Source organism: Hufsiella ginkgonis (assembly GCF_009834915.1).
Taxonomy (GTDB): Bacteria; Bacteroidota; Bacteroidia; order Sphingobacteriales; family Sphingobacteriaceae; genus Hufsiella; species Hufsiella ginkgonis.
Map to the genome: position 1 here is coordinate 328453 of NZ_WVHS01000002.1, position 20894 is coordinate 349346.

Here is a 20894-nt window from a genome sequence, read left to right on the forward strand (position 1 = left end):
CTATGTTAGCTGAGATCATTACGATAGGGGATGAGATCCTCATCGGCCAGGTAGTGGATACCAATTCGGCCTGGATGGCCTCCAAACTGAACGATGCCGGTATCCGCGTTAAGCAGATCACCTCGGTTTCCGACGAGCGCACACATATTCTCGAGGCCCTGGCCGCGGGATGTGAAAGAGCAGATGTGCTGCTGATCACCGGTGGTTTAGGCCCCACGAAAGACGACATCACCAAGAAAACACTTGCCGAATACTTTGGTGTAGGTTTTAAAAGTGATGAGGCTACGCTCGAACAGGTCAGGAAGATCTTTGCCCGTAATAACCGGCCGCTGCTGGAGGTAAATATCCGGCAAGCCGACGTACCCGAAAACTGTACTGTATTGCTGAATAAGAATGGCACCGCTCCGGGTATGTGGTTTGAATATAACGGCAAAATTATTATTTCCATGCCGGGCGTACCTTTCGAAATGATGTACCTGGTAGAGGAAGAGGTAATTCCCAGGTTAAAGGTCCGTTTCGAATTAAGTTCGATCGTTCACCATACCATGCTTACGGCAGGAGTCGGCGAATCTTTCCTGGCAGAGGAGATCGCCGACATTGAGGATTCGCTCCCCGCACATATTAAGCTTGCCTACCTGCCAAAACTCGGGCAGGTACGTTTACGCCTCAGCGGATACGGCGAGAGCCGCGACGAACTCACCCGGGAGATCGGCGTTTTTAGCACCCGGATCAGGGAAAGAGTAGGCGATTTCGTGGTCACTGATGAAGACAAGCCCCTCGAAAAGGCATTGCTCGACCTTATGGAATCGAAACGACTCACACTCTCGGTAGCAGAAAGCTGCACGGGCGGTTACCTGTCGCACCTGATCACACAGCATCCGGGGTGCAGCAGCGTATTCGTGGGCGGCACCGTTACGTATTCAAACCAGTTAAAGCAAAGCGTTCTCGGCGTTTTACCCGAAACACTTGCAGAAAAAGGGGCGGTAAGTCAAGAAACGGTGACTGAAATGGCAGAAGGCGCACGTAAAAATTTCGGCTCCGACTTCGCCGTGGCAATAAGCGGGGTGGCTGGCCCCGACGGCGGCACGCCCCAAAAGCCCGTGGGTACTGTTTGGGTAGCCGTGGCCGGGAAAAACGAAACGGTTACCAAACTGTTCAAGTTCGGTAACCGTCGTGCCCAAAATATCGAAAGGGCGGCGGTAAACGCCATTATACTACTCCTTGCCCGGGTTAAGGGTTTGGCCTAGCGTCAGCGCTCGGGACAATAAGGTCTTCTATTTTTGCGTCCCGTACACGGCCCTGATTTCGCCTAACCACCGGTTCGGACTCCTTTTTACCCTTACTTGCGTTATCGCTCCCTGCCGGCTTTTCTTTTACGGGCGGCTTCGGCTCAGGTGGCGGGAACCGTACCTGGTCTACCTTTGGCGGGCTCTTTTTCGATTTCAATTTCGGGGCAGGGAACCGTACCTGTTCTACCTTTGGCGAGGTTTTTAACTTTGACTTCGCTTTTGGCGGCGGAAACCGCACCTGGTTTACTTTTGGAGGAGGGATTTCCGTAACCTCTTCTACCTCAGGTTTTTGCACCGGCGGGGTAGGTGGAGGGGGAGGAGGGACATCCTTACCACCTTTGGCTTTAAACCGTGCTTCATTCCTCGCTTTGGCTTCCGGTGTCCCTGCGGGCGGGGAAGGCGAAACCTTCGTGGCGTTACCCGCAGATTTAGTAAGCTTTGGCGGAGCAGGCGGCGGAGGCGGAGGCACGATCTTTTGCCTGGATTTGTTTTTAATGGTGTCTGCGGGCATCAGGTCTATCATGCCATAATCCTTCGTAAACGCCGTTGCGGTAACGCAAAGCATGGAAGGTAGCAAAACCAGCACCGGCAGGTATTTTAACCTGGCCCAGCTCGACGATCTTTTTTGATTTAATTTCATGATTCTTTTCTTTAATAGTGAATGACTAAACATGGTGCTGCCAGGATGCCTCGGAACCGCTCCATAAGAATTATGGATCAGGAACAGGGCATAATCGCCGGCGTTGTTCTCAATGTTAGCAACCACTTCATCTGCAATAAACTCGTGCTGCGCTTTTATCTCCTGCTGGATCAGCACCGTCAGCGGGTTGATCCAGTTAACCATCCTGACTAACTCAAAAAAAAGGATATCAAGCGAATGCCGCTGCCTGATATGCACCAGCTCGTGCCTGATGATCGTCTCAGCTTTTTCTGCCCCGGGATGAATGAACAAATAGTTCAAAAATGAGAACGATAAATTCGGTTCGCTGATGGGTACGGTCTTGATCCCATCGGCATCGGCGGTTGATGCACCGGCAACCATCCTGCTGATCCGGTAAATCCGCAGGACAAACCGGGCCATAAAGAATAATACGACTACCAGGTATATACCACAGCCAAGGGTGAGTAACGGAACTCCGGGCGCCTTTTCGGCAGCAACAGCGTACTCAATGGGCAATTCCGCAACCGCCGGCCGCAGCCCGCTAAGGCTGATAGAAGGCATTACGAACGCGAGGAGCGTAGTGCCTAACAGATAAAACCGGTTAAGCGTATAAAAGGTCTCCCGCTGCAGGGCCAGCCGGTAAAAGAACCAGGACACCAGCAAGTAGGTGTTGGCTTCCAGCATGTAATAGATGAGGTTCATAACTTTTTGTTTTTGAGCTGTTCTGCTAACCGGGTGAGTTCTTCGAGTTCGTTTATATCAAGCTTCTTCTCATTTACCAGGAACGACACCAGGTGCTCGTACGAGTTATCAAAATAGGTGGTCATCACTTTGTCGAAGGCAAAATGCTTGTAATCCTTTTCCGCTATCAACGGGAAGTAAACATGTGAGTTCCCGTACGCTTTGTGGTCTACAAAGCCTTTGGTTTCCAGCACCCGTATTACCGTCGAAACCGTATTATAAGCCGGTTTTGGATCGGGGAGCTGTTCAAGAATATCTTTTACAATTCCTTCTTTCAGGTCCCACAGGATACGCATGATCTGCTCTTCAGCTTTTGTGAGTTCTTTCATTGAGTTGCATTTTTAAGTTTCGTGTGAATATCTTAAGCCGCGGCTGCCAGGTATCAGCCGGAACACATAGCTGGCGGGAGCGATAATACCTGTTACCTCATCCTCCAAACTACTTTTATAGTTCACAAAAATGAAGGTATTAACTATTTTTATAGTTTGCAAACTATTTATATAGTTTATTTAAATTCATAATGATAATCAGCCAATTAAAATTATACTAGAATAATTATTGTTTTAAAGTTAATTTATTTTCTATATTTGCCTGGTGGCTGTATTGGAGCAAATAGCATTAAACTTTATTCCCGGAATAGGATGCGTTACCGCCCGTGCGCTCATTGAAGGTTTTGGCACAGCGGAAGAAGTGTTTGCGGCGAAGAAGTCGAAATTATTAACGATACAGGGAGTAGGAGAACGGACAGCGGGCTTGATCGCCAGGAAGCAATGTTTTGCGCGGGCGGAGAAGGAGGTGGAATTCATTGACCGGCATATGATCACGCCCCTGTTCTTTACGGAAGACAGGTTTCCGGCGAGGTTGCGGAATTGCTATGATGCACCGGCCATGTTATACTACAAAGGCCCGGCAGCACTGAACGCCAAAAAGGTCGTAAGTATTGTAGGCACCCGCAATGCAACGCCCTATGGCAGGGAGCTGGTGAAGCACCTGGTTGCCGACCTGCATGAAAAAGGCATACTGGTTGTAAGCGGTCTCGCCCATGGCGTCGACGGGTTGGCCCACCGGGCCTGTGTTAAAAACGGGGTGAGCACCATCGGGGTACTGGGACATGGTCTGGACCGCGTATACCCGCTGCAGCATCGCGACCTTGCAGAACGAATGCTGGAGAACGGCGGGTTGCTTACCGAATTTCCCTCGGGTACCAAGCCCGACCGGGAGAACTTTCCCAAACGTAACCGAATCATCGCCGGCATGGCCGATGCCACCATCGTGGTGGAAGCCGGCGTAAAAGGCGGTGCATTGATCACCGCTGATCTCGCCAATTCTTATAACCGGGATGTTTTTGCTTTCCCCGGCGACGTCTTCAGCGAATACTCCGCGGGCTGTAATTTCCTCATTAAAACAAATCGCGCCCACCTTGTATCACGTTTCAGGGATATCGAATATCTCCTGGGCTGGACTGATCACTCACCGGCAAAACCGAAACAAACTGCCCTGTTATTAAATTTCACCGAAGAAGAACGGCTTGTAACCGATATCCTGCAAGCGGATGGCGCCACTTCCATAGACGATCTTTGTTTCAAAGCGCAAACACCTCAGAGCAAAATGGTAGTTGTCTTACTGGGCCTCGAAATGCAGGGTATTGTAGTAAGTATGCCCGGTAAATTATTCCGGATGGCTTAGCGGCCCCCGTATCCTAAAATAAGGTAAGCGCTTCCGGTTCCTGTTTTAACCGGTATTCTTTAAAAATCTGCCATTTCTTACCGTCATGTTTTAACAGCGTAAAACCGTCAGCCGTAAATTTCCGCTGAAACTTACGGTCCTTGTATTCTTCCCACATCAAAGGAAACGTCTCTGCGGGAATATCACGATAGGCAATGGTAATGTGGGGGGTAAATGTAGTATTCCCATTTTTAGTCTCCCTGGGAGCGAACTTGTGTTGGTTCATAATGCGGGCGATACCGCGTTGAAGCGACGACAGCCCGGGGTTTTTAACAACCCGGATGTAGAGGGTATGTACATTAAAAGAGTCGAAATTTTCCAGGATGATCTCGATATCCGGATGTACGGCCGCAGGCGAAAGTTGTCGTAAGAGATGTTTCTCGAGCACGGGGCCCAGCTTAAAAGGTCTGAACAGGGTAATATGCACTGGCGGCTTAAGCGCAGCCTTTACATTGAACCGGTGGGCGCATTCCTCCCTGATCTCGTGGATCTGCCCGCCGAGTTGTGCCGGGGGCAGGATAGCCAGGAGGTATAAATTTTCCATAATCAAAATTACTAATTATTTTAGTAAAACAAAACCAGATCATACCCCGGTACATTTCTTATTTTTGCCCGATGAGACCTAACAAAGCAGTATTCCTCGACCGGGACGGTGTGTTAAATAAAGAGCTTGGCGATTACGTTTGTTCGGCAGGAGATTTCGAGGTACTGGAGCATAATTTCGCGCCATTAAAACAGCTGCAGGACAGGGGATACCTGCTTATCGTGATCACTAACCAGGGCGGCATCGCCAAAGGCTGGTATTCTGAAAAAGACCTTAGCGAAATGCACGATAAACTTCGGGCCGTTTACTCGGCCAACGGCATCACATTAACGGAAATATATTATTGCCGTCATCACCCGCAATATAACGGTAACTGTCTATGCCGTAAGCCTGGTTCGATCATGCTGGAAAAGGCCGCCGCAAGGTTCGGAGCCGAACCTTCCCGGTCTTATTTTATCGGCGACCGCGAACGCGATGTGCTTGCCGGAGAAGCAGCAGGCATGACAGGCATATTGATCGACTCGGATCAGCCGATCGGTGAAGTGCTCCACCTGATCGCGTGAGGCTGTGGCTTACTTTAGTCTTATACTTCCTCTACCTCGAATTGTTTCTTCAGCCGCTCCAGGTTTCCGATCATCTCGTTTAACCGGGCTTCTTCCTTACGAATGTACATCCGCATAAATACATAGTAACACACAAAGAACCAGGCAACGGTAAATGCGACGGCGATGAGCGTTTGCACCATCGAAACGAAGAAGAACACTTCGATAAAGTAAAGCGCAAAACCAATCCCCATAAACAACATGTAGATGCGGTAAATGCGGGTATTAAGTATGTACCTCGCTTGTTTGTAGGATTTGAGATAAGAAATATACTCCTCCGGCATTTCGAGTAAGGTTTCACTGCGACTGATCTTCCGGTAATCCCTCACCTGTACATACAGGTAAAACAAACAGCATAAGATAAAAATAACGATGGCCAGGTAGGAAGTATCCAGCCTGAAATCGACCTTAAACAGGATAAGCACCATCAATGCAATGGCAAGCGAAAGGCTGACGACCTGTAGCAGCAACTTATTGGAAAACACCAGGCGTGTTTTCTTTACCTTGCTTAACACCTCCTCGTAACTGACCCGCGGAAGCTCGGCCTGACCGTGCCATATATTCTTCAACTCCTCAAAATCTTTCATAACGGTTATATATTTCGGTCAGTTTTTGTTTAATACGGTGGATTTTTACCCGAAGGTTTCCTTCGGAAATACCCGACACCTCGGCGATCTCCGGGTAGGGCACCTCATCAAGCACCAGGGTAATAATGATCCTTTCGTTCTCTTCCAGTTTTGATATGCACTTATATAACAACGCCACCTGTTCGTTTTTTTCCGAAAGCTCTTCGCCCCGGGTTTCAATAATATTGTCTGTCAGCTCATCCTTTGGCTGCCTTTTCTCCACCCGCAGGTATGACAGACAGGTATTTACGGCGATCCGGTAGATCCAGGTAGAGATCATGGCCTGGTTGCGGAACTTGTCGAGGTTCTGCCATACCTTCATGAACGTTTCCTGCATCAGGTCATTCGCAGAATCACTATCGCCGGTATATCCATAACATAAATGATATATCTTCCTCGAATTGGCCTGGAAAATTACTTTGAAACGCTGTTCTTTGGTGTCCATTCGGATCGTATACGGGTTTAGATCGCTTAGGTGGCGTTTTGTTACATCTTTACATCCTTGCGGCTAAAACCCTTTAACCTTTCATCGGCCAGGCCGGCCAGGAATTCGATATCCTGCCGAAGATCATGCTGGAGGTCTTCGTGAAGAGAAGCAGCCAGCGCAACCACCTTTTGAAGCTGCCTGATAAACAGCGTGCGGAGCGGTTTATAAGAACTGCCCAGGTTAACGTGCGCCAGGAAATTGCGACAAAACCATACCAGCAGGTCGGCCTCCTGTTCTTTCGAAGCCATGTACCGCGCATGCCTGGCGATGATCCTTAATATCTTACGAAGCGATTTGGCGCATTGATAATTTTACCGGTTCAGGTGCGTAAATTCTTCTGCGAGGCTTTCTTTCACTATCGTGGTATAAGCCGGCAGGTCATCCGCGTTAAACAACAGGAAACTGAGCAACTCCTTGTTGTCTTTTTTATACCGGGCCAGCCTCAGACACAGCGTTGCCAGCTCCTCGCGACCCAGGTGAACGAGTTCCTTTTTAATTTCCCTGAGGGCAGGCTGCATCGGCGATAAAGTAGTATTTTGCGGCAAAATAGTAAATTGTCGAAGTTTTAAAGATCAAGCAAATTTATGACCAAAAACAAGCTCACGCTTTTCATTTTTATCGCGCTCGTGGCCGGTATCGCGGTAGGGTATTTATACAACATCCGCAGCATTAATCCCTATAACGAAAAGATCCTGAAAGCCGAGGCGCTGATAAAAAATGCAGAAACCGTGATGGTCAACAGCAAGGATACACTTTCTTCGGCGTACCAGGAGCAAAAGGCGGTTAAAAAGGCCCAGATCGCCGTGCGCAAAGAGGCTACCGCTACGCGGGAAGGCAAACTTGAATACTTTGCCCTGTTAAGTGACATTTTCCTGAGATTGATCAAAATGATCGTGGCTCCGCTGGTGTTTACCACGCTGGTAGTAGGCGTGGCCAAGGTAGGCGACGTAAAAGCGGTGGGCAGGATCGGCGGCAAAACTATGATCTGGTTCCTTTCAGCCACCCTGGTTTCGCTGATGCTCGGCATGATCCTCGTAAACCTGTTCGAGCCCGGGAAAACCATGCACCTGGCGCTGCCCGATACCCATCTCGGTACGGATATCCAGAAATCGGCCCTCTCGCTAAAAGATTTTATCGCACACGTTTTCCCGAAAAGCTTCGTGGAGGCGATGGCGAACAACGAAATCCTGCAGATCGTTGTATTTTCGCTTTTCTTCGGCATTGCCACTGCAGCCATAGGCGAGAAAGGAGCCATCGTGATAAAAGCCATGGACGCCATAGCGCACGTGATCCTGAAGATAACGGGCTATGTAATGAACTTCGCGCCGCTGGCCGTATTCGGAGCCATGACGGTGATCGTAGCGAAGCAGGGGCTCAGTATTTTGTCGACCTACGCGATCTTTATCGGCGAGTTTTACTCCGGGCTTTTCATTTTATGGATCCTGCTGGCACTTGTAGGTCTCGCCATACTTGGCAAACGGGTGTTTAACCTCATAAACGGCTTGAAAGACGCCATGCTCCTGGCATTCAGTACCGCCAGCAGCGAAGCGGCTTACCCGCGCACCATGCTCGAACTGGAACGGTTCGGATGTAAGGATAAGATCGTAAGCTTTGTGCTTCCGCTGGGCTATTCCTTTAACCTCGACGGCTCCATGATGTACATGACATTTGCATCGCTGTTTATCGCCCAGGCTTATAATATCCACTTATCGTTCGACCAGCAGTTGTCCATGCTGCTCATCCTCATGCTCACCAGCAAGGGAATTGCCGGGGTGCCGCGCGCTTCGCTGGTGGTTATTGCGGGCACCATCGCTTCCTTTAACATCCCCGAAGCCGGGCTGGCGCTGATCATCGGGATAGATCCTTTACTGGATATGGGCCGCTCGGCTACCAACGTGGTGGGTAACGCCATGGCGACAGCCGTAGTGAGCAAATGGGAAGGGGAGCTTAAAAGTTAAACATGAACAGTACGAGTAAAAAGATATTCCTGGGATTAACCATAGTGGTACCCTTCTTAATTTATTGCGTATATTACTACGGGATGATGATCAAAAATGCGCCTTACCAGTATTCGGAGCTGGAATCGATCACCCTTAAATACGGGGCCGGTACCGGCCTGGTAAATCAATACGACTCGAAAACGGGCGCCTACCAATACCTTGACGACAAGGATTCGCTGATTAAAACCACCCTCAGGCTCCGCGAAAAAGACCTTAAGTACCTGCATACCAAGGCAAGGAAGGTCGGGTTCTGGAATTTTCCCGAGGTATTGGAAAGCAATGATTCGGTCGGCGCGAAAAACGACCTGCATTACTACCTCGAATTTAAATATGCAAGGAAATCCAAGCGGCTGCTGTTTAGTACAGGATTCAACCGCGACCAGCAACTGGCGGATGCCGCGAAATCATTGGTCGACGAGGTGGAGAAAAGCATTAACGATGCGGAAGACCGCGTAAGAAGAGCGAAAACCAACTAACTAACTTCATGAGGCAAGGCCCTTTACCCGAGCTTCAATACAACAAAACTAAACTGAAATGAAAAAAGCGCTTTTTATTATCTTTTTCTGCTGCGTGCAATTGGTAAACAGCTCCGCCAAAGCTGCAGACGCGTATTACTATCAGCTAAAAGTTTACCACCTGAAAACTACCCGGCAGGCGACAAGGCTCGACGCCTTTTTAAAAGATGCTTACCTGCCGGCGCTTCACCGCGCAGGCGTTAAAATGGCCGGCGTTTTTAAACCGGTGGTAAAAGACACCACGGATCAGCTGGTATACGTATTCATTCCGTTCAAAAAATTCGACCAGTTCCTGGCGCTTAGCGGCCGGCTCGAAAAAGATACCCGGTACCTGGCCGACGGCAAAGATTACCTTGAGGCGATTAACACCGACCCCGTTTACACACGCATGGAGTCGATCCTGCTGCGTGCCTTCTCGGGAATGCCCGAGCCTATGGCGCCAAAATTAACTTCTCCTAAAAGTGAACGGGTTTACGAGTTGCGCAGTTACGAGAGTGCCACAGAGGCCATTACCGCCAACAAGATCGGGATGTTTAACCAGGATGAGATCACCATCTTTACCAACCTCAATTTTAACGCGGTATTTTATGGGCAGGTGGTATCCGGACCGCGCATGCCTAACCTGATGTACCTCACCACGTTTAACAACAAGGCCGATCGCGACAAGCATTGGGCAGATTTTGGCCCCGAGTACAAAAAGATCAGTGGCCTGCCAAAATACAGCAATACCGCAACGAAAAACACGATCATCTTTTTAACCCCGACAGACTATTCCGATATCTGATTCCCGCTTTTCGCCCTGATCCTATTCGCGATGTTCAAGAAGATCCCGCAACCGCTTACCATCCTGGTGCTCATCATCGTGGTCGCCGCGGCATTAACCTGGATACTTCCGGCAGGCAGGTACAGCACGTTAACATACCGGGATAAATCGTTTACGGTGACCTCCCCATCGGGAGAAAAGGCGCTTCCGTTTACGCAGCAAACGCTCGACAGCCTGCACATCCTGGTGAAATTGACGAGTTTCGGGAACGGGGATATCAGGAAGCCGGTATCGATACCGGGAACTTATCAAAAACTGCCGGGTAACCGGCAAGGCATCGTCAATATCGTGGAGGCGCCGCTAAAAGGAATTTATGACACGATAGACATCATCCTGTTCGTACTGGTGATCGGCGGATTTATCGGGGTGTTCTATTCTTCTGGTGCCATGGAAAAAGGGCTCGCTTATCTCTCCTACAAAATGGCTGGCAGGGAGGGATGGCTTATCATTATACTTACCTTCCTGTTTTCGTTTGGCGGTACATCATATGGCATGGCCGAAGAGGGGATCGCTTTTTACCCCATACTCGTACCGCTTTTCCTGGCAGCGGGCTATGACCTGATCGTACCGGTTGCCGTGATCTTTGGCGGTACGCAACTGGGTACATTAAGCTCGTTTTCGAACCCGTTTTCTACCATCACCGCCTCAAATGCCGCCGGGATCAATTGGGCAGACGGCATTTATGGCCGCTTATTATTATTTGTCGTGAGCACGGGGATCTTTACCGGTTACGTGTTAAAGTATGCCGGTAAGGTAAAGAAAGATCCCACCGCCTCTTTTGTATACCGGTTTGATGGAGTGGTTAAGCCCCATTTTCCCGCATATATAAGCGGGACCGCTGTACCGAAACCCGATGGCCGCACCAACCTGCTGCTAGCGCTGTTCCTGGTCACGTTCCTGGTGATGATCGGGGGCGTGGTGTTCCTGGACTGGTGGCTTCTCGAAATGTCGGCCGTATTTGTGATATCCGCCATTATCGTGGCCATGATCACGCGGTTATCCGAAAAACAATTCCTCGAGAAATTTATCAAAGGAGCGCAGGAACTGCTGGGTGTTGTTTTCATTATCGGCGTGGCGCGCGGTATAACCATCATCCTGAATGAAGGCACCATCAGCGACAGCATCATTTACGGTTCGGTTCAATTGGTTGATTCGATGCCGTCGTCGCTGTTCATCATCATGCTGCTGGTATTGTTTATGGTGTTTACCCTGTTTATTTCCAGCTCTTCCGGCATGGCCGTGGTAACGATGCCGATCATCGGTTCGCTGGCCATCATGATCGGGGTTCCCGGGAGGGAGATCGTGAACAGCTACCTTTATGGGATGGGGATTATGGGATTGATCACGCCCGCGGGATTGATCCTGCCGTCGTTGGCCCTTGCGAACGTTAACCTAAAGGCGTGGCTGCGTTTTATCTGGCCGTTTATGGTGATCATTTTCCTGGTATGCGTGGTGTTCCTGCTGGTGGGAATCAGGCTGTAATATATTAAATATGAGATATCAAACCCGGTGCTTTATGGCGCCTGTTATTTTGGCGCTTGCTTTACAGACCAGTAAGGCACAAACATCGCCCGAAAGCAGCAAGTACGAGTCGGAAATGGCGAAACTGGCTGCGCAACCCGTCATCAAAAAAGCGCTCCGGGTAATCCTCGAACTGGAACCCGCTACCTTGAAAGACCATATCCTGCTCACCGAAATTCCCGCTCCTCCTTTTAAGGAAAAACAGCGCGGCGAGAAATTCTACCAGTTGCTCAAAGCGATCGGCTTCGATTCTGTATGGACCGACCGCACAGGAAATGTGCTGGCTCTCAGGAAGGGGAAAAACGGCAAAAGGACCGTTGTGCTCGAAGGCCATCTAGACACCGTCTTCCCGGAAGGGACCGATGTAACGGTAAAACATGCGGGCGATACCCTTAAAGCTCCCGGTATAGGTGACGACACCCGCGGCCTTGCCGTTGTACTTGCTATCGCGAAAGCCATGCGTGAGGCAAACATTAAGACCGAAGCAAACCTCCTGTTTATCGGGTCAGTTGGCGAAGAAGGTCTCGGCGACCTTAGGGGAGTAAAAGGCCTGTTTGGCGATGGCGCCCCTAAGATCGACTCGTATATTGCCATAGACGGCGGAGGGATCGGAGGCATCGTATACGGCGGTGTTGGTTCCATGCGCTACCGGGTAACGATCAAGGGACCAGGCGGTCATTCTTATGGCGCGTTCGGTCTTGCCAACCCGCACCATGCACTGGCGCGTGCCATCGGTAACTTTATCCGTGAGGCAGATCCATACACACGCACCGGCACTAAAACCACTTACAACGTAGGCGTCATCGGCGGAGGAACGTCGGTAAACGCCATTCCCTACGAATCGTGGATGGAAGTGGATATGCGTTCCGAGAGCCCGGAAAAACTGGCGGGGATCGGCGAACTATTTAAAGAGGCCATCCAGAAGGGCCTCGATGAGGAAAATTCCCTGCTCCGCTCCGGTCCTAAACTAACGGCCGACATCAGGTTGGTAGGGGAGCGCCCTGTTGCCGTGCAGGAACAAAACATCCCGCTGGTGCGGCGCGCTATGGCATCCGCCGGATTCCTGGGCGCCAGGCCGGTACTTTCTTTTAGTTCCACGAATGCCAACATCCCGATTTCAAAAAAGGTACCGGCTGTAACGATCGGCAAAGGTGGCGTTGGCGGCAACACGCATTCGCTGGACGAGTGGTGGATTAACGAGAAGGGATACCTGGGAATTCAAAACGCATTGCTGATCCTGGTAGCCGAAGCGGGGCTGGCGAAGTAAAGTCAGGCAGTAAGCTCGTTTTTATACGCTTGTTGTAACTCAAGCAAGCAGTGGGCACACAAACATCCGTCAAATCTTTCGCTGATAAATTGCGTTTCGTTAAGGCTTAAGCGAACGGTGCTGCACTGGCATTTGGTAAAGGAGTTGGCTTTACATTCAATGCGTGTGCGGCACCGTTCGCAGGATATGATCTCGTGCTTGGTCATCTGCCCGTTAACCGCTGCACGAGATGCAGCCATCTTCCATGCTGCAGGTGGGACCGGCAATTATATCCGGTTCGATATCTGCGACGTCGCTCTTCGCCGCGTCGATCTGCGGAACCACGGGGTCCATGTTCTTCCCGCCTTGTTTCTCCACGGTAAATTGCACCGCACGGGTAGCTGCCTGTGTACGCAAGTAGTACATCCCAGTTTTAAGACCTTTTTTCCATGCGTAGAAGTGCATCGATGTCAGCTTCGCGGCGGTCGGGCTATCTACAAACAGGTTTAGCGACTGCGACTGGCAGATAAACGCACCGCGATCTGCCGCCATATCGATCAGGTTACGCTGCTTAATTTCCCATACCGTTTTGTAGATCTCTTTAATGTTGGCAGGTATCTCATCAATCGCCTGTACCGAACCATTGGCAGCGATGATCTTATTTTTCATCGTGTTGTTCCACAGGCCCAACTGGATCAGGTCTTTAAGCAAGTGCTTATTTACGATGATAAACTCGCCGCTGAGGACCCTTCTCGAATAGATATTAGAAGTATACGGCTCAAAGCACTCGTTATTTCCGAGTATTTGAGAGGTGGAGGCGGTTGGCATTGGCGCCACCAGCAGCGAGTTACGTACGCCATGCCCGATCACTTCTTTCCGCAGCGACTCCCAATCGTGCCTGCCGGAAGGCTGCACATTCCAGAGGTCAAACTGGAACTGGCCTTTCGAGAGGGGGGATCCCTCAAACGTTTCGTAGTGGCCCTGTTCTACGGCCAGGTCCTTGCTGGCGGTCATAGCCGCGAAATAGATCGTTTCAAAAATATTCCTGTTAAGGATCCTCGCCAATTCGCTTTCAAAAGGAAGTCGCAGCAGGATAAATGCGTCGGCCAGGCCCTGCACGCCTAAACCAACCGGGCGATGGCGCATATTAGAACGGCGTGCTTCTTCTACCGGGTAGTAGTTATTATCTATGATCCGGTTCAGGTTTTTGGTAGCCTGGTATGTAACCTCGTAAAGTTTTTCGAAATCAAAATTACCGTTGATCACAAACCTTGGGAGTGCAATAGAGGCCAGGTTACAAACCGCCACTTCATCTGCACTCGTAAACTCCATGATCTCGGTACAAAGGTTACTGCTCTTAATGGTACCGAGGTTCTGCTGGTTGCTTTTACTGTTGGCTGCGTCCTTGTACAGCAGGTAAGGAGTACCTGTTTCTATCTGCGCGTCCAAAATGGCAAACCATAGGTCCTGCGCTTTCACAGTTTTACGTGCGCGGCCTTCGCGCTCATAGCGGGCATACAGCGCTTCGAATTCCGCACCAAAACATTCGTGCAGACCTGGCGCTTCATGCGGGCAGAACAAGCTCCAATCGCCATCGCTTTCTACGCGCTGCATAAACAGGTCGGGTATCCACAGGGCGTAAAAAAGGTCCCGCGCGCGCATCTCTTCCTTGCCATGGTTCTTACGCAGATCGAGGAACTCGAAAACATCGGCGTGCCAGGGTTCCAGGTAGATCGCAAACGCACCTTTTCTTTTGCCGCCCCCCTGGTCTACGTACCGCGCCGTGTCGTTAAACACCTTCAGCATCGGGATAATGCCGTTGCTGGTGCCATTGGTACCGCCGATATAGCTGCCGGTAGCCCGCACATTGTGAATGGAAAGACCAATGCCACCCGCGCTTTGCGAAATGCGGGCGGTTTGTTTCAGGGTATCGTAAATACCGTCAATGCTGTCATCTTTCATGGTCAGCAAAAAGCACGAAGACATCTGCGGTTTTGGCGTCCCTGCGTTAAAAAGTGTCGGCGTAGCGTGGGTAAACCAGCGCTCGCTCATCAGGTGATAGGTTTCAATTACGCTCGTGATATCTTCCTTATGGATCCCGAGCGCCACCCGCATGTACATATGCTGGGGGCGCTCCACGATCTTCCCGTCAACTTTCAGCAGGTACGATTTTTCCAGGGTTTTAAACCCGAAATAGTCGAACCCGAAATCGCGGTCGTAAATGATCGAGCTGTCGAGCAGTTCCGCATGCTCCTCTACCACCTGGAGTACGTCTTCCGCAATCAGCGGCATTTTGCGGCCGGTTGCCGCATCGGTATAATGGTATAGCTTACGGACCGTGTCCGAAAATGATTTCGCGGTATTTTTATGAAGGTTGCTCACCGCGATGCGACTGGCCAACAGCGCATAATCGGGATGTTTGGTAGTTAACGACGCAGCCATTTCCGCCGCCAGGTTGTCCAGCTCCGTGGTGCTTACGCCGTCATAAATGCCTTCTATCACTTTTTTCGCCACGTCGATCACATCCACCAGGGGACTTAGTCCATACGATAATTTCTGGATCCTTGCGGTGATCTTGTCAAATTTGACGCTCTCTTTTCTGCCGTTTCTCTTGATTACGAACATGCTATATCTTGTTTAGTAGTGTAGTATTATGTGGAAAGCAGTGAATTAAAAATCCTCTTCCAGCGAAAAAGTCTGTGCGTTCTTATCCGTAGAAAGCACGCCTGATTTCTGGTAGTCGCCCACCCGTTTTTCGAAGAAATTGGTCTTACCCTGCAGGGAGATCATCTCCATAAAATCGAACGGGTTGGTGGCGTTAAACAGCGCAGGGTGGCCCAGCTCCATGATCCAGCGATCGGCTACGAACTCGATGTATTGTTTCATCAGCCGTGCGTTCATGCCGATCAGGTCCACGGGCAACGCCTCTGTGATGAATTCTTTTTCGATCTCCACGGCATCACCGATCACCCGGTAGATCTGCTCGCGCGAAAGCTTATTCTCCAGCATACCGTATAACAGGCAGGCAAACTCGCAATGCAAGCCTTCGTCGCGGCTGATCAGCTCGTTACTAAAGGTTAGCCCCGGCATTAAACCGCGCTTTTTCAACCAGAAGATCGAGCAGAAGCTGCCCGAAAAAAATATCCCTTCTACAGCGGCGAAAGCCACAAGCCGCTCCGCGAAGCTGCCTTTCTCGATCCACCGCAATGCCCATTCCGCTTTCTTTTTCACTGCCGGCACGGTGTCCACGGCGTGGAACAACCGGTCTTTTTCCTTCGGGTCACGGATGTAGGCATCGATCAGCAGTGCATAAGTCTCGGAATGGATATTTTCCATCATGATCTGGAACCCATAAAAACAACGCGCTTCGGGCACCTGTACTTCGCTCATAAAGTTTACGGCCAGGTTCTCGTTCACAATGCCATCGCTTGCCGCGAAGAAGGCCAGGATATGCGAAATAAAGTGCTGTTCCCCGGAGTTGAGATTCTCCCAATCCTTCATGTCGCCGGAAAGATCGATCTCTTCAGCCGTCCAGAAACTGGCCTCATGTTTTTTGTACATCTCCCAGATTTTGGGATAATTGATGGGAAGGATCACAAATCGATCCTTGTTTTCTTTAAGCAGCGGTTCTTCGTACATAGTTTTAGATAGTGGCTGATGTATTCAGCGATTGGCCGCTTCCGGCGATAGAAATGCTATCAGCCGACAGCTATCAGCCAATAGCTATAATTAAAGCGATTCTACAAAAGACACTGAACCCGTGGTAGCCGGGAAAAGGCTTTTGCCAAACCTTATTCGTGAAAGTTGGCAATACTATCTTGGCAGGTATCTGGCTATCAGTTGTCAGTGATCAGTTGCCAGTTGCAGTTCTCCAGGCGCTTACCCGGAACCGGTCACTGATAGCTGACAACTGATTACTCATACAGTTGCACGTCAGCCCGTGATTCTCACACGGTTCCCTTTTAATCATCACCCGCCGGGGCGATGCACCAGGATAGTTTGGCAAAGAACGAGCTGTAAAAGTAGGGAGAAATGCGGGTGGCCGAAGAAAGTAGTTTTAAACATCGTGTGGATTATCCACATATCCCGGCCTGGGAATTTAAGACGTGGTTGTCGCGGCCGGGCGGTCGCGACAACCACGAATTCATTGATTTCCGCGTGTCTGCTGCATGGGGTTCAGACCCGGCGCACTGCCTCTTGGTAATACCTGCTGCTTAAAGATCTCGAAACGTGACGGCACGTATTCACGCGGCCAGCTATTATTTATTTCATCGATGTCTGCGGTTTCGCGGTACGGATCGAGCTTGATAGACTTTACCTCTTTCGTTTTTGCAAATACTTTGGAGATATGCCGCTCATCTTTCCGCCAGATATAGGCGGAGATCTTTTCCACCTCGCGGGAACCGTCGGCATACGTCCACTCGATAATCAGCGGCATGGCCAACCCGCCGCGATTGGAAAAGCTTACTTCGTAAAAATAATTCTTAGCGTCATACAACGCTTTCTCTTCCGCACTTAAACCGGCATAAAGTTTCTGGTAGGCTTGTGTAGCCGACGGCGTGGTGGCGAACTTATCATACTTGCCGTAAAAATCCAGCAAAGCCGTATCTGTATTCACGGCAAAGTCGACGCCCGATTCACGGTTTCGCTTTGCACTGATGCTTTCCAGTGCGCGGTCGGCAACAGCACGGTCGTACGCATTTTCCAAGTTCGGGTTCCTGGTATCCATGCGGTAGTACTTTACGCTGTCAACCGAAATATCAACGGGGTCGGTGCCATAAAACCACCCGCGCCAGAACCAGTCGAGGTCAACTGCCGAGGCATCCTCCATCGTGCGGAACAGGTCTGCCGGCGTAGGATGTTTAAAAGCCCAGCGCCCGGCATATGTTTTAAAGGCGTAATCGAACAGCTCTCGTCCCATAATCGTTTCGCGGAGAATGTTAAGACCGGTTGCGGGCTTAGCGTACTGGCTCGGGCCAAAACGGACGATGTTCTCAGAATTAGTCATGATCGGCTCCAGTTCATCCTTGGGCAGCTTCATATAATCCACGATCTTATGCGCGGGCCCGCGGTTCGAGGGGAAGCGGTTGTCCCATTCCTGCTCCGCCAGGAACTGGCAAAAGGTGTTCAGGCCTTCATCCATCCAGGTCCACTGGCGTTCATCGGAATTTACGATCATCGGGAAGAAATTATGCCCTACCTCGTGGATGATCACGCCGGTCATGCCGTTTTTTGTGGCCTCGGTATATGTGCCGTCTTTTTCGGCCCTGCCATAATTGAAGCAGATCATCGGGTACTCCATCCCGTTATTAGCCTCCACCGAAATAGCCGAGGGGTAAGGATAGGTGATGGTATGCTTCGAGTATACTTTTAATGTATGCGCCACCAGTTTCGTCGAATAGCGGCGGTACAATGGATATGCTTCCGGGCCGTAAAGCGATTGCGCCATTACTTTCTTACCGCCGTCTACGACGGTTGCCATGGCATCCCACACCAACCGGCGGGAAGACACCCAGGCAAAATCGCGCACGTTTTCGGCATGAAAGTTCCATGTTTTACGGGTTTTTACGTTTCCCTTCATGGCCTGCCTTGCTTCGGCGAGCGTAACGATCTCTACCGGTTCTTTGGCAGTCTGCGCCTGGCTCCAGCGCGTTAATTGCTGCGAAGTAAGTACCTGCGCATAGTTCGAGCATAGCCCGGTCCCGTTTACCACGTGATCTGCAGGTACGTTAATGCTCACTTTGTAGTCGCCAAACGTTAATGCAAACTCCCCGCGACCGGTAAACTGCTTGTTCTGCCAACCCTGGAAATCGCTGTAAACCGCCATCCTTGGAAACCACTGCGCCATGGTATACAGGTAGTTGCCGTCCTCGGGGAAAAGCTCATAGCCACCGCGGCCGCCGATCGTGTTCCTGTCGGAAATATTGTACCACCAAACGATCTTGAACACGAATTTCTGGTTGGGAAGCAGCACTTTAGGCAGTTCGATCCGCATCATGGTCTGGTTGATGGTATATTTAAGGGAATTGCCTGCCGCGTCTTTTACACTCTCGATGTGATTCCCCAGGTCGAGGTTATGTCCTATGATGGTCTGCAGATCCCTGGTGCTCATTTTAGGCTGGATCTTGCTGGTCTCGAACGCAGCGCTTTCCGCATCCTTTTTATGCTCATTCTCATCCAGCTGCAGCCATAGGTAGGTGAGGGCGTCGGGCGAGTTATTGGTATAGGTAATGGTTTCCGAACCGTCGAGACGCTGCTTTTCATCATTCAGCGTGGCGCTGATCTCGTAATCGGCTTTTTGCTGCCAGTATTTTGGCCCCGGAGCGCCCGAAGCGGAACGGTAAACATTCGCGTCAGGCAGGATCGTTCCCAGCTGTTCGAACTTATTGCCATGGTTGGAACCCGGGTTACCAATGTTCTGCGCCATGGAAATACCCGGCAAAAGAAATAAAGAAGCAATAAAACAGGATCGTTTGTTCATCAGAATTTAATTAACGAAATGCGTTCGGCGGCCATCACCGCGGCCAGCCCAAATATAGCAGATGACAGGAATAATATCCAGTCGCGCACCGGCGTTTTAAATATCCTCACAAAAAACCACGATACCAGTAACGTAACCGTTACGATACAAAGCTGCCCGGCCTCCAGTCCCACGTTAAAAGCCAGTAACCGGGGAATGACGTTATAGTCGCTCCCAAGCAGGCTTTTCAGGTAGGTAGAGAAACCGAGACCGTGAATAAGCCCGAAAAACAAGGCCAGCAGGTAAGCGATCCCAGATTCTGTTGTTGTGGAAAACGGCTTTTTAATGGTGTTCTTTCGCCATAAAATGTTGAAAAGACTGGTAAAAACGATGGTTAACGGGATCAGGAACTCGATGAGGCTGGTATTTACATGGATCACGCTCAGCGTACTTAAAGCCAGCGTAATAGAATGTCCCACCGTAAAAGCGGTTACCAGCACCAGCACTTTTTTCCATTGCGAAAGTGCGTATGGCACACATAAAACCATCACAAAAAGGATGTGATCGAACCCTTTCCAATCGCAGATATGCTGCCAGCCGAGGGTGAAGTACAAATTAAAATCAGCCATTTACTCAATTTCCGGTTAATTATAGCTTTTTTTGTCGTCAGTTTAACCATTGAGCTCATGTTTCAGACCCTGCTGTTTTCGTGCCTGCTTGCTTTCCACCCTTTTTATGTGAGTGTTACCGAGATAAGCTATAACAGCCGGGCAAAAACGATGGAGGTCAGCTGCAAGATGTTTTATGACGATCTCGAGAAGGTGCTCGAGAAACAGAGCCGCCAGCCGCTAGACATCCTCAAGCCGAAAGACAAGCGGCAAATGGACCAGCTTATCGGCGATTATGTTCGCAAACACCTCGAAATCACCGTCGACGGTAAGAAGGCAGAGCTTACGTATCTTGGCTACGAGATCCAGGAAGACGGCGCCTGGAGTTATTTCGAGGCGAAACAGGTGAACACCGCCAAAAAGATCACGGTGATGGACAACCTGCTGTTTGAACAGCATCCCGAACAGATCAACATGATGCATGTTACGGTGAGCGGCCTGCGCAAAAGCACGAAACTGGACAATCCGGAGGCTATAGCCAACTTTTCTTTTTAAGTTTGTGCCATGGTCCGGCGGTTACTAGCTTCTTTCCTGGTTCTGGCAATGTTGCTCTCCAACTTCACCGTGGCCATCGTTTACACGGAATTTAAGCTGAACGAAACGTATATCGCCAAAGTGCTCTGTATCAATAAAGAAAAACCGCAGCTGCATTGTAACGGTAAATGCTATCTCGCCAAAAAATTAAAGCAAGCCGAAGAGAAGGATAAGAACGAAGAAAGGAACGGGCAAAAGTTCAGGTTCCAGGAAGCGTTCTTAACTGCAAGCGATAAATTATCCGTTCCTTTCTATTTCGTGTCGGTAACTGTCTCACAGCCCGCTTCATGTTGTCCGAGAGAACACCGGGACGCCATTTTCCATCCGCCGCAGGCCTCCTGATCCTGTATATGCGTATTTCTTAACTAAAATCATTCACGGAAAGCATTCTGCAACCTGGCTGTGCCATCAGTCCGCGGGTTTATGCCGGCTACAGGCAACCTGCTGATCGA

22 protein-coding genes and 1 riboswitch are annotated in these 20894 nt (G+C 50.2%); of the genes, 10 read left to right on the plus strand and 12 right to left on the minus strand.

The window, feature by feature from the left end; genetic code table 11:
* The first annotated feature begins 2 nt into the window (after nucleotides 1-2).
* Entirely contained in the window at nucleotides 3-1247 is a 1245-nt protein-coding gene (locus tag GS398_RS08100; RefSeq protein ID WP_160906266.1) for a competence/damage-inducible protein A, read from the plus strand.
* Here the strand turns inward: GS398_RS08100 and GS398_RS08105 are convergent.
* Together GS398_RS08105 and GS398_RS08110 are read right to left on the minus strand one after the other, a co-directional pair.
* Entirely contained in the window at nucleotides 1231-2652 is a 1422-nt protein-coding gene (locus GS398_RS08105; RefSeq protein WP_160906267.1) for a M56 family metallopeptidase, read from the minus strand. The genes GS398_RS08100 and GS398_RS08105 overlap by 17 nt on opposite strands.
* Entirely contained in the window at nucleotides 2649-3020 is a 372-nt protein-coding gene (locus GS398_RS08110; protein WP_160906268.1) for a BlaI/MecI/CopY family transcriptional regulator, read from the minus strand. The genes GS398_RS08105 and GS398_RS08110 overlap by 4 nt, the downstream gene beginning before the upstream one ends.
* Nucleotides 3021-3285: 265 nt before the next feature.
* On the opposite strand from GS398_RS08110, the gene dprA reads away from it, so the two are divergent.
* Nucleotides 3286-4377, plus strand: a complete 1092-nt coding sequence (gene dprA, locus GS398_RS08115) for a DNA-processing protein DprA (RefSeq protein ID WP_160906269.1) — start codon at nucleotides 3286-3288, stop codon at nucleotides 4375-4377.
* Nucleotides 4378-4390: 13 nt separating this feature from the next.
* On the opposite strand, the gene GS398_RS08120 is transcribed toward dprA, so the two are convergent.
* Nucleotides 4391-4960 (minus strand): 2'-5' RNA ligase family protein, encoded by a 570-nt coding sequence (locus tag GS398_RS08120; RefSeq protein ID WP_160906270.1) that lies wholly within the window; start codon nucleotides 4958-4960, stop codon nucleotides 4391-4393.
* Between the two features lie 71 nt (nucleotides 4961-5031).
* Between GS398_RS08120 and GS398_RS08125 the strand changes: the two genes are divergently transcribed.
* Nucleotides 5032-5523 carry a D-glycero-alpha-D-manno-heptose-1,7-bisphosphate 7-phosphatase gene (locus GS398_RS08125; protein WP_160906271.1) on the plus strand — a complete coding sequence of 164 codons (492 nt, stop codon included), beginning with the start codon at nucleotides 5032-5034 and terminating at the stop codon, nucleotides 5521-5523.
* 20 nt (nucleotides 5524-5543) lie between these two features.
* Here the strand turns inward: GS398_RS08125 and GS398_RS08130 are convergent, their stop codons facing one another.
* From GS398_RS08130 to GS398_RS08145, 4 genes are all read right to left on the minus strand, one after another.
* Nucleotides 5544-6149 carry a hypothetical protein gene (locus GS398_RS08130; protein ID WP_160906272.1) on the minus strand — a complete coding sequence of 202 codons (606 nt, stop codon included), beginning with the start codon at nucleotides 6147-6149 and terminating at the stop codon, nucleotides 5544-5546.
* Nucleotides 6136-6633: an RNA polymerase sigma factor gene (locus tag GS398_RS08135; RefSeq protein WP_160906273.1), complete on the minus strand. Its 498-nt coding sequence runs from the start codon at nucleotides 6631-6633 to the stop codon at nucleotides 6136-6138. The genes GS398_RS08130 and GS398_RS08135 overlap by 14 nt, the downstream gene beginning before the upstream one ends.
* Before the next feature lie 41 nt (nucleotides 6634-6674).
* On the minus strand, nucleotides 6675-6923 hold the full coding sequence (locus GS398_RS08140; protein WP_160906274.1) for a hypothetical protein: 249 nt from the start codon (nucleotides 6921-6923) through the stop codon (nucleotides 6675-6677).
* A 63-nt stretch (nucleotides 6924-6986) separates the two neighbouring features.
* A complete protein-coding gene (locus tag GS398_RS08145) occupies nucleotides 6987-7193 on the minus strand; it encodes a hypothetical protein (RefSeq protein WP_160906275.1) in 207 nt (68 codons plus the stop codon).
* Nucleotides 7194-7259: 66 nt separating this feature from the next.
* Between GS398_RS08145 and GS398_RS08150 the strand changes: the two genes are divergently transcribed.
* Genes GS398_RS08150 through GS398_RS08170 form a run of 5 tightly spaced genes read left to right on the plus strand, consistent with a single transcriptional unit; the run spans nucleotide 7260 to nucleotide 12801 of the window.
* Nucleotides 7260-8633, plus strand: coding sequence for a dicarboxylate/amino acid:cation symporter (locus tag GS398_RS08150; protein WP_160906276.1), 1374 nt, complete (start codon nucleotides 7260-7262; stop codon nucleotides 8631-8633).
* A gap of 2 nt (nucleotides 8634-8635) precedes the next feature.
* Nucleotides 8636-9151: a hypothetical protein gene (locus tag GS398_RS08155; RefSeq protein WP_160906277.1), complete on the plus strand. Its 516-nt coding sequence runs from the start codon at nucleotides 8636-8638 to the stop codon at nucleotides 9149-9151.
* Nucleotides 9152-9209: 58 nt separating this feature from the next.
* The gene (locus GS398_RS08160; protein ID WP_160906278.1) at nucleotides 9210-9974 is read left to right on the plus strand and encodes an NIPSNAP family protein; all 765 of its coding nucleotides are present in this window, start codon (nucleotides 9210-9212) and stop codon (nucleotides 9972-9974) included.
* Between the two features lie 30 nt (nucleotides 9975-10004).
* Nucleotides 10005-11495: a YfcC family protein gene (locus tag GS398_RS08165; RefSeq protein WP_160906279.1), complete on the plus strand. Its 1491-nt coding sequence runs from the start codon at nucleotides 10005-10007 to the stop codon at nucleotides 11493-11495.
* Between the two features lie 10 nt (nucleotides 11496-11505).
* Nucleotides 11506-12801, plus strand: a complete 1296-nt coding sequence (locus GS398_RS08170) for a M20/M25/M40 family metallo-hydrolase (protein WP_160906280.1) — start codon at nucleotides 11506-11508, stop codon at nucleotides 12799-12801.
* A 2-nt stretch (nucleotides 12802-12803) separates the two neighbouring features.
* On the opposite strand, the gene GS398_RS08175 is transcribed toward GS398_RS08170, so the two are convergent.
* From GS398_RS08175 to GS398_RS08195, 5 genes are all read right to left on the minus strand, one after another.
* Entirely contained in the window at nucleotides 12804-13040 is a 237-nt protein-coding gene (locus tag GS398_RS08175) for a cysteine-rich CWC family protein (protein WP_369410245.1), read from the minus strand.
* Nucleotides 13015-15405: a ribonucleoside-diphosphate reductase subunit alpha gene (locus GS398_RS08180; protein WP_160906282.1), complete on the minus strand. Its 2391-nt coding sequence runs from the start codon at nucleotides 15403-15405 to the stop codon at nucleotides 13015-13017. Before GS398_RS08180 ends, GS398_RS08175 begins: the two co-directional genes overlap by 26 nt.
* 45 nt (nucleotides 15406-15450) lie before the next feature.
* Nucleotides 15451-16419, minus strand: coding sequence for a ribonucleoside-diphosphate reductase small subunit (locus GS398_RS08185; protein WP_160906283.1), 969 nt, complete (start codon nucleotides 16417-16419; stop codon nucleotides 15451-15453).
* Nucleotides 16420-16583: 164 nt separating this feature from the next.
* Nucleotides 16584-16789, minus strand: a riboswitch (cobalamin riboswitch).
* 135 nt (nucleotides 16790-16924) lie between these two features.
* Nucleotides 16925-19261, minus strand: coding sequence for a M1 family metallopeptidase (locus GS398_RS08190; RefSeq protein WP_160906284.1), 2337 nt, complete (start codon nucleotides 19259-19261; stop codon nucleotides 16925-16927).
* The gene (locus GS398_RS08195) at nucleotides 19261-19869 is read right to left on the minus strand and encodes a HupE/UreJ family protein (RefSeq protein WP_160906285.1); all 609 of its coding nucleotides are present in this window, start codon (nucleotides 19867-19869) and stop codon (nucleotides 19261-19263) included. Before GS398_RS08195 ends, GS398_RS08190 begins: the two co-directional genes overlap by 1 nt.
* Nucleotides 19870-19926: 57 nt before the next feature.
* Here GS398_RS08195 and GS398_RS08200 point away from each other — a divergent pair, with 57 nt between their 5' ends.
* Both GS398_RS08200 and GS398_RS08205 read left to right on the plus strand, forming a co-directional pair.
* Nucleotides 19927-20403: a DUF6702 family protein gene (locus tag GS398_RS08200; protein WP_237488137.1), complete on the plus strand. Its 477-nt coding sequence runs from the start codon at nucleotides 19927-19929 to the stop codon at nucleotides 20401-20403.
* A gap of 48 nt (nucleotides 20404-20451) precedes the next feature.
* Nucleotides 20452-20784, plus strand: a complete 333-nt coding sequence (locus GS398_RS08205; RefSeq protein ID WP_160906286.1) for a hypothetical protein — start codon at nucleotides 20452-20454, stop codon at nucleotides 20782-20784.
* The last annotated feature ends 110 nt before the right edge of the window (nucleotides 20785-20894 follow it).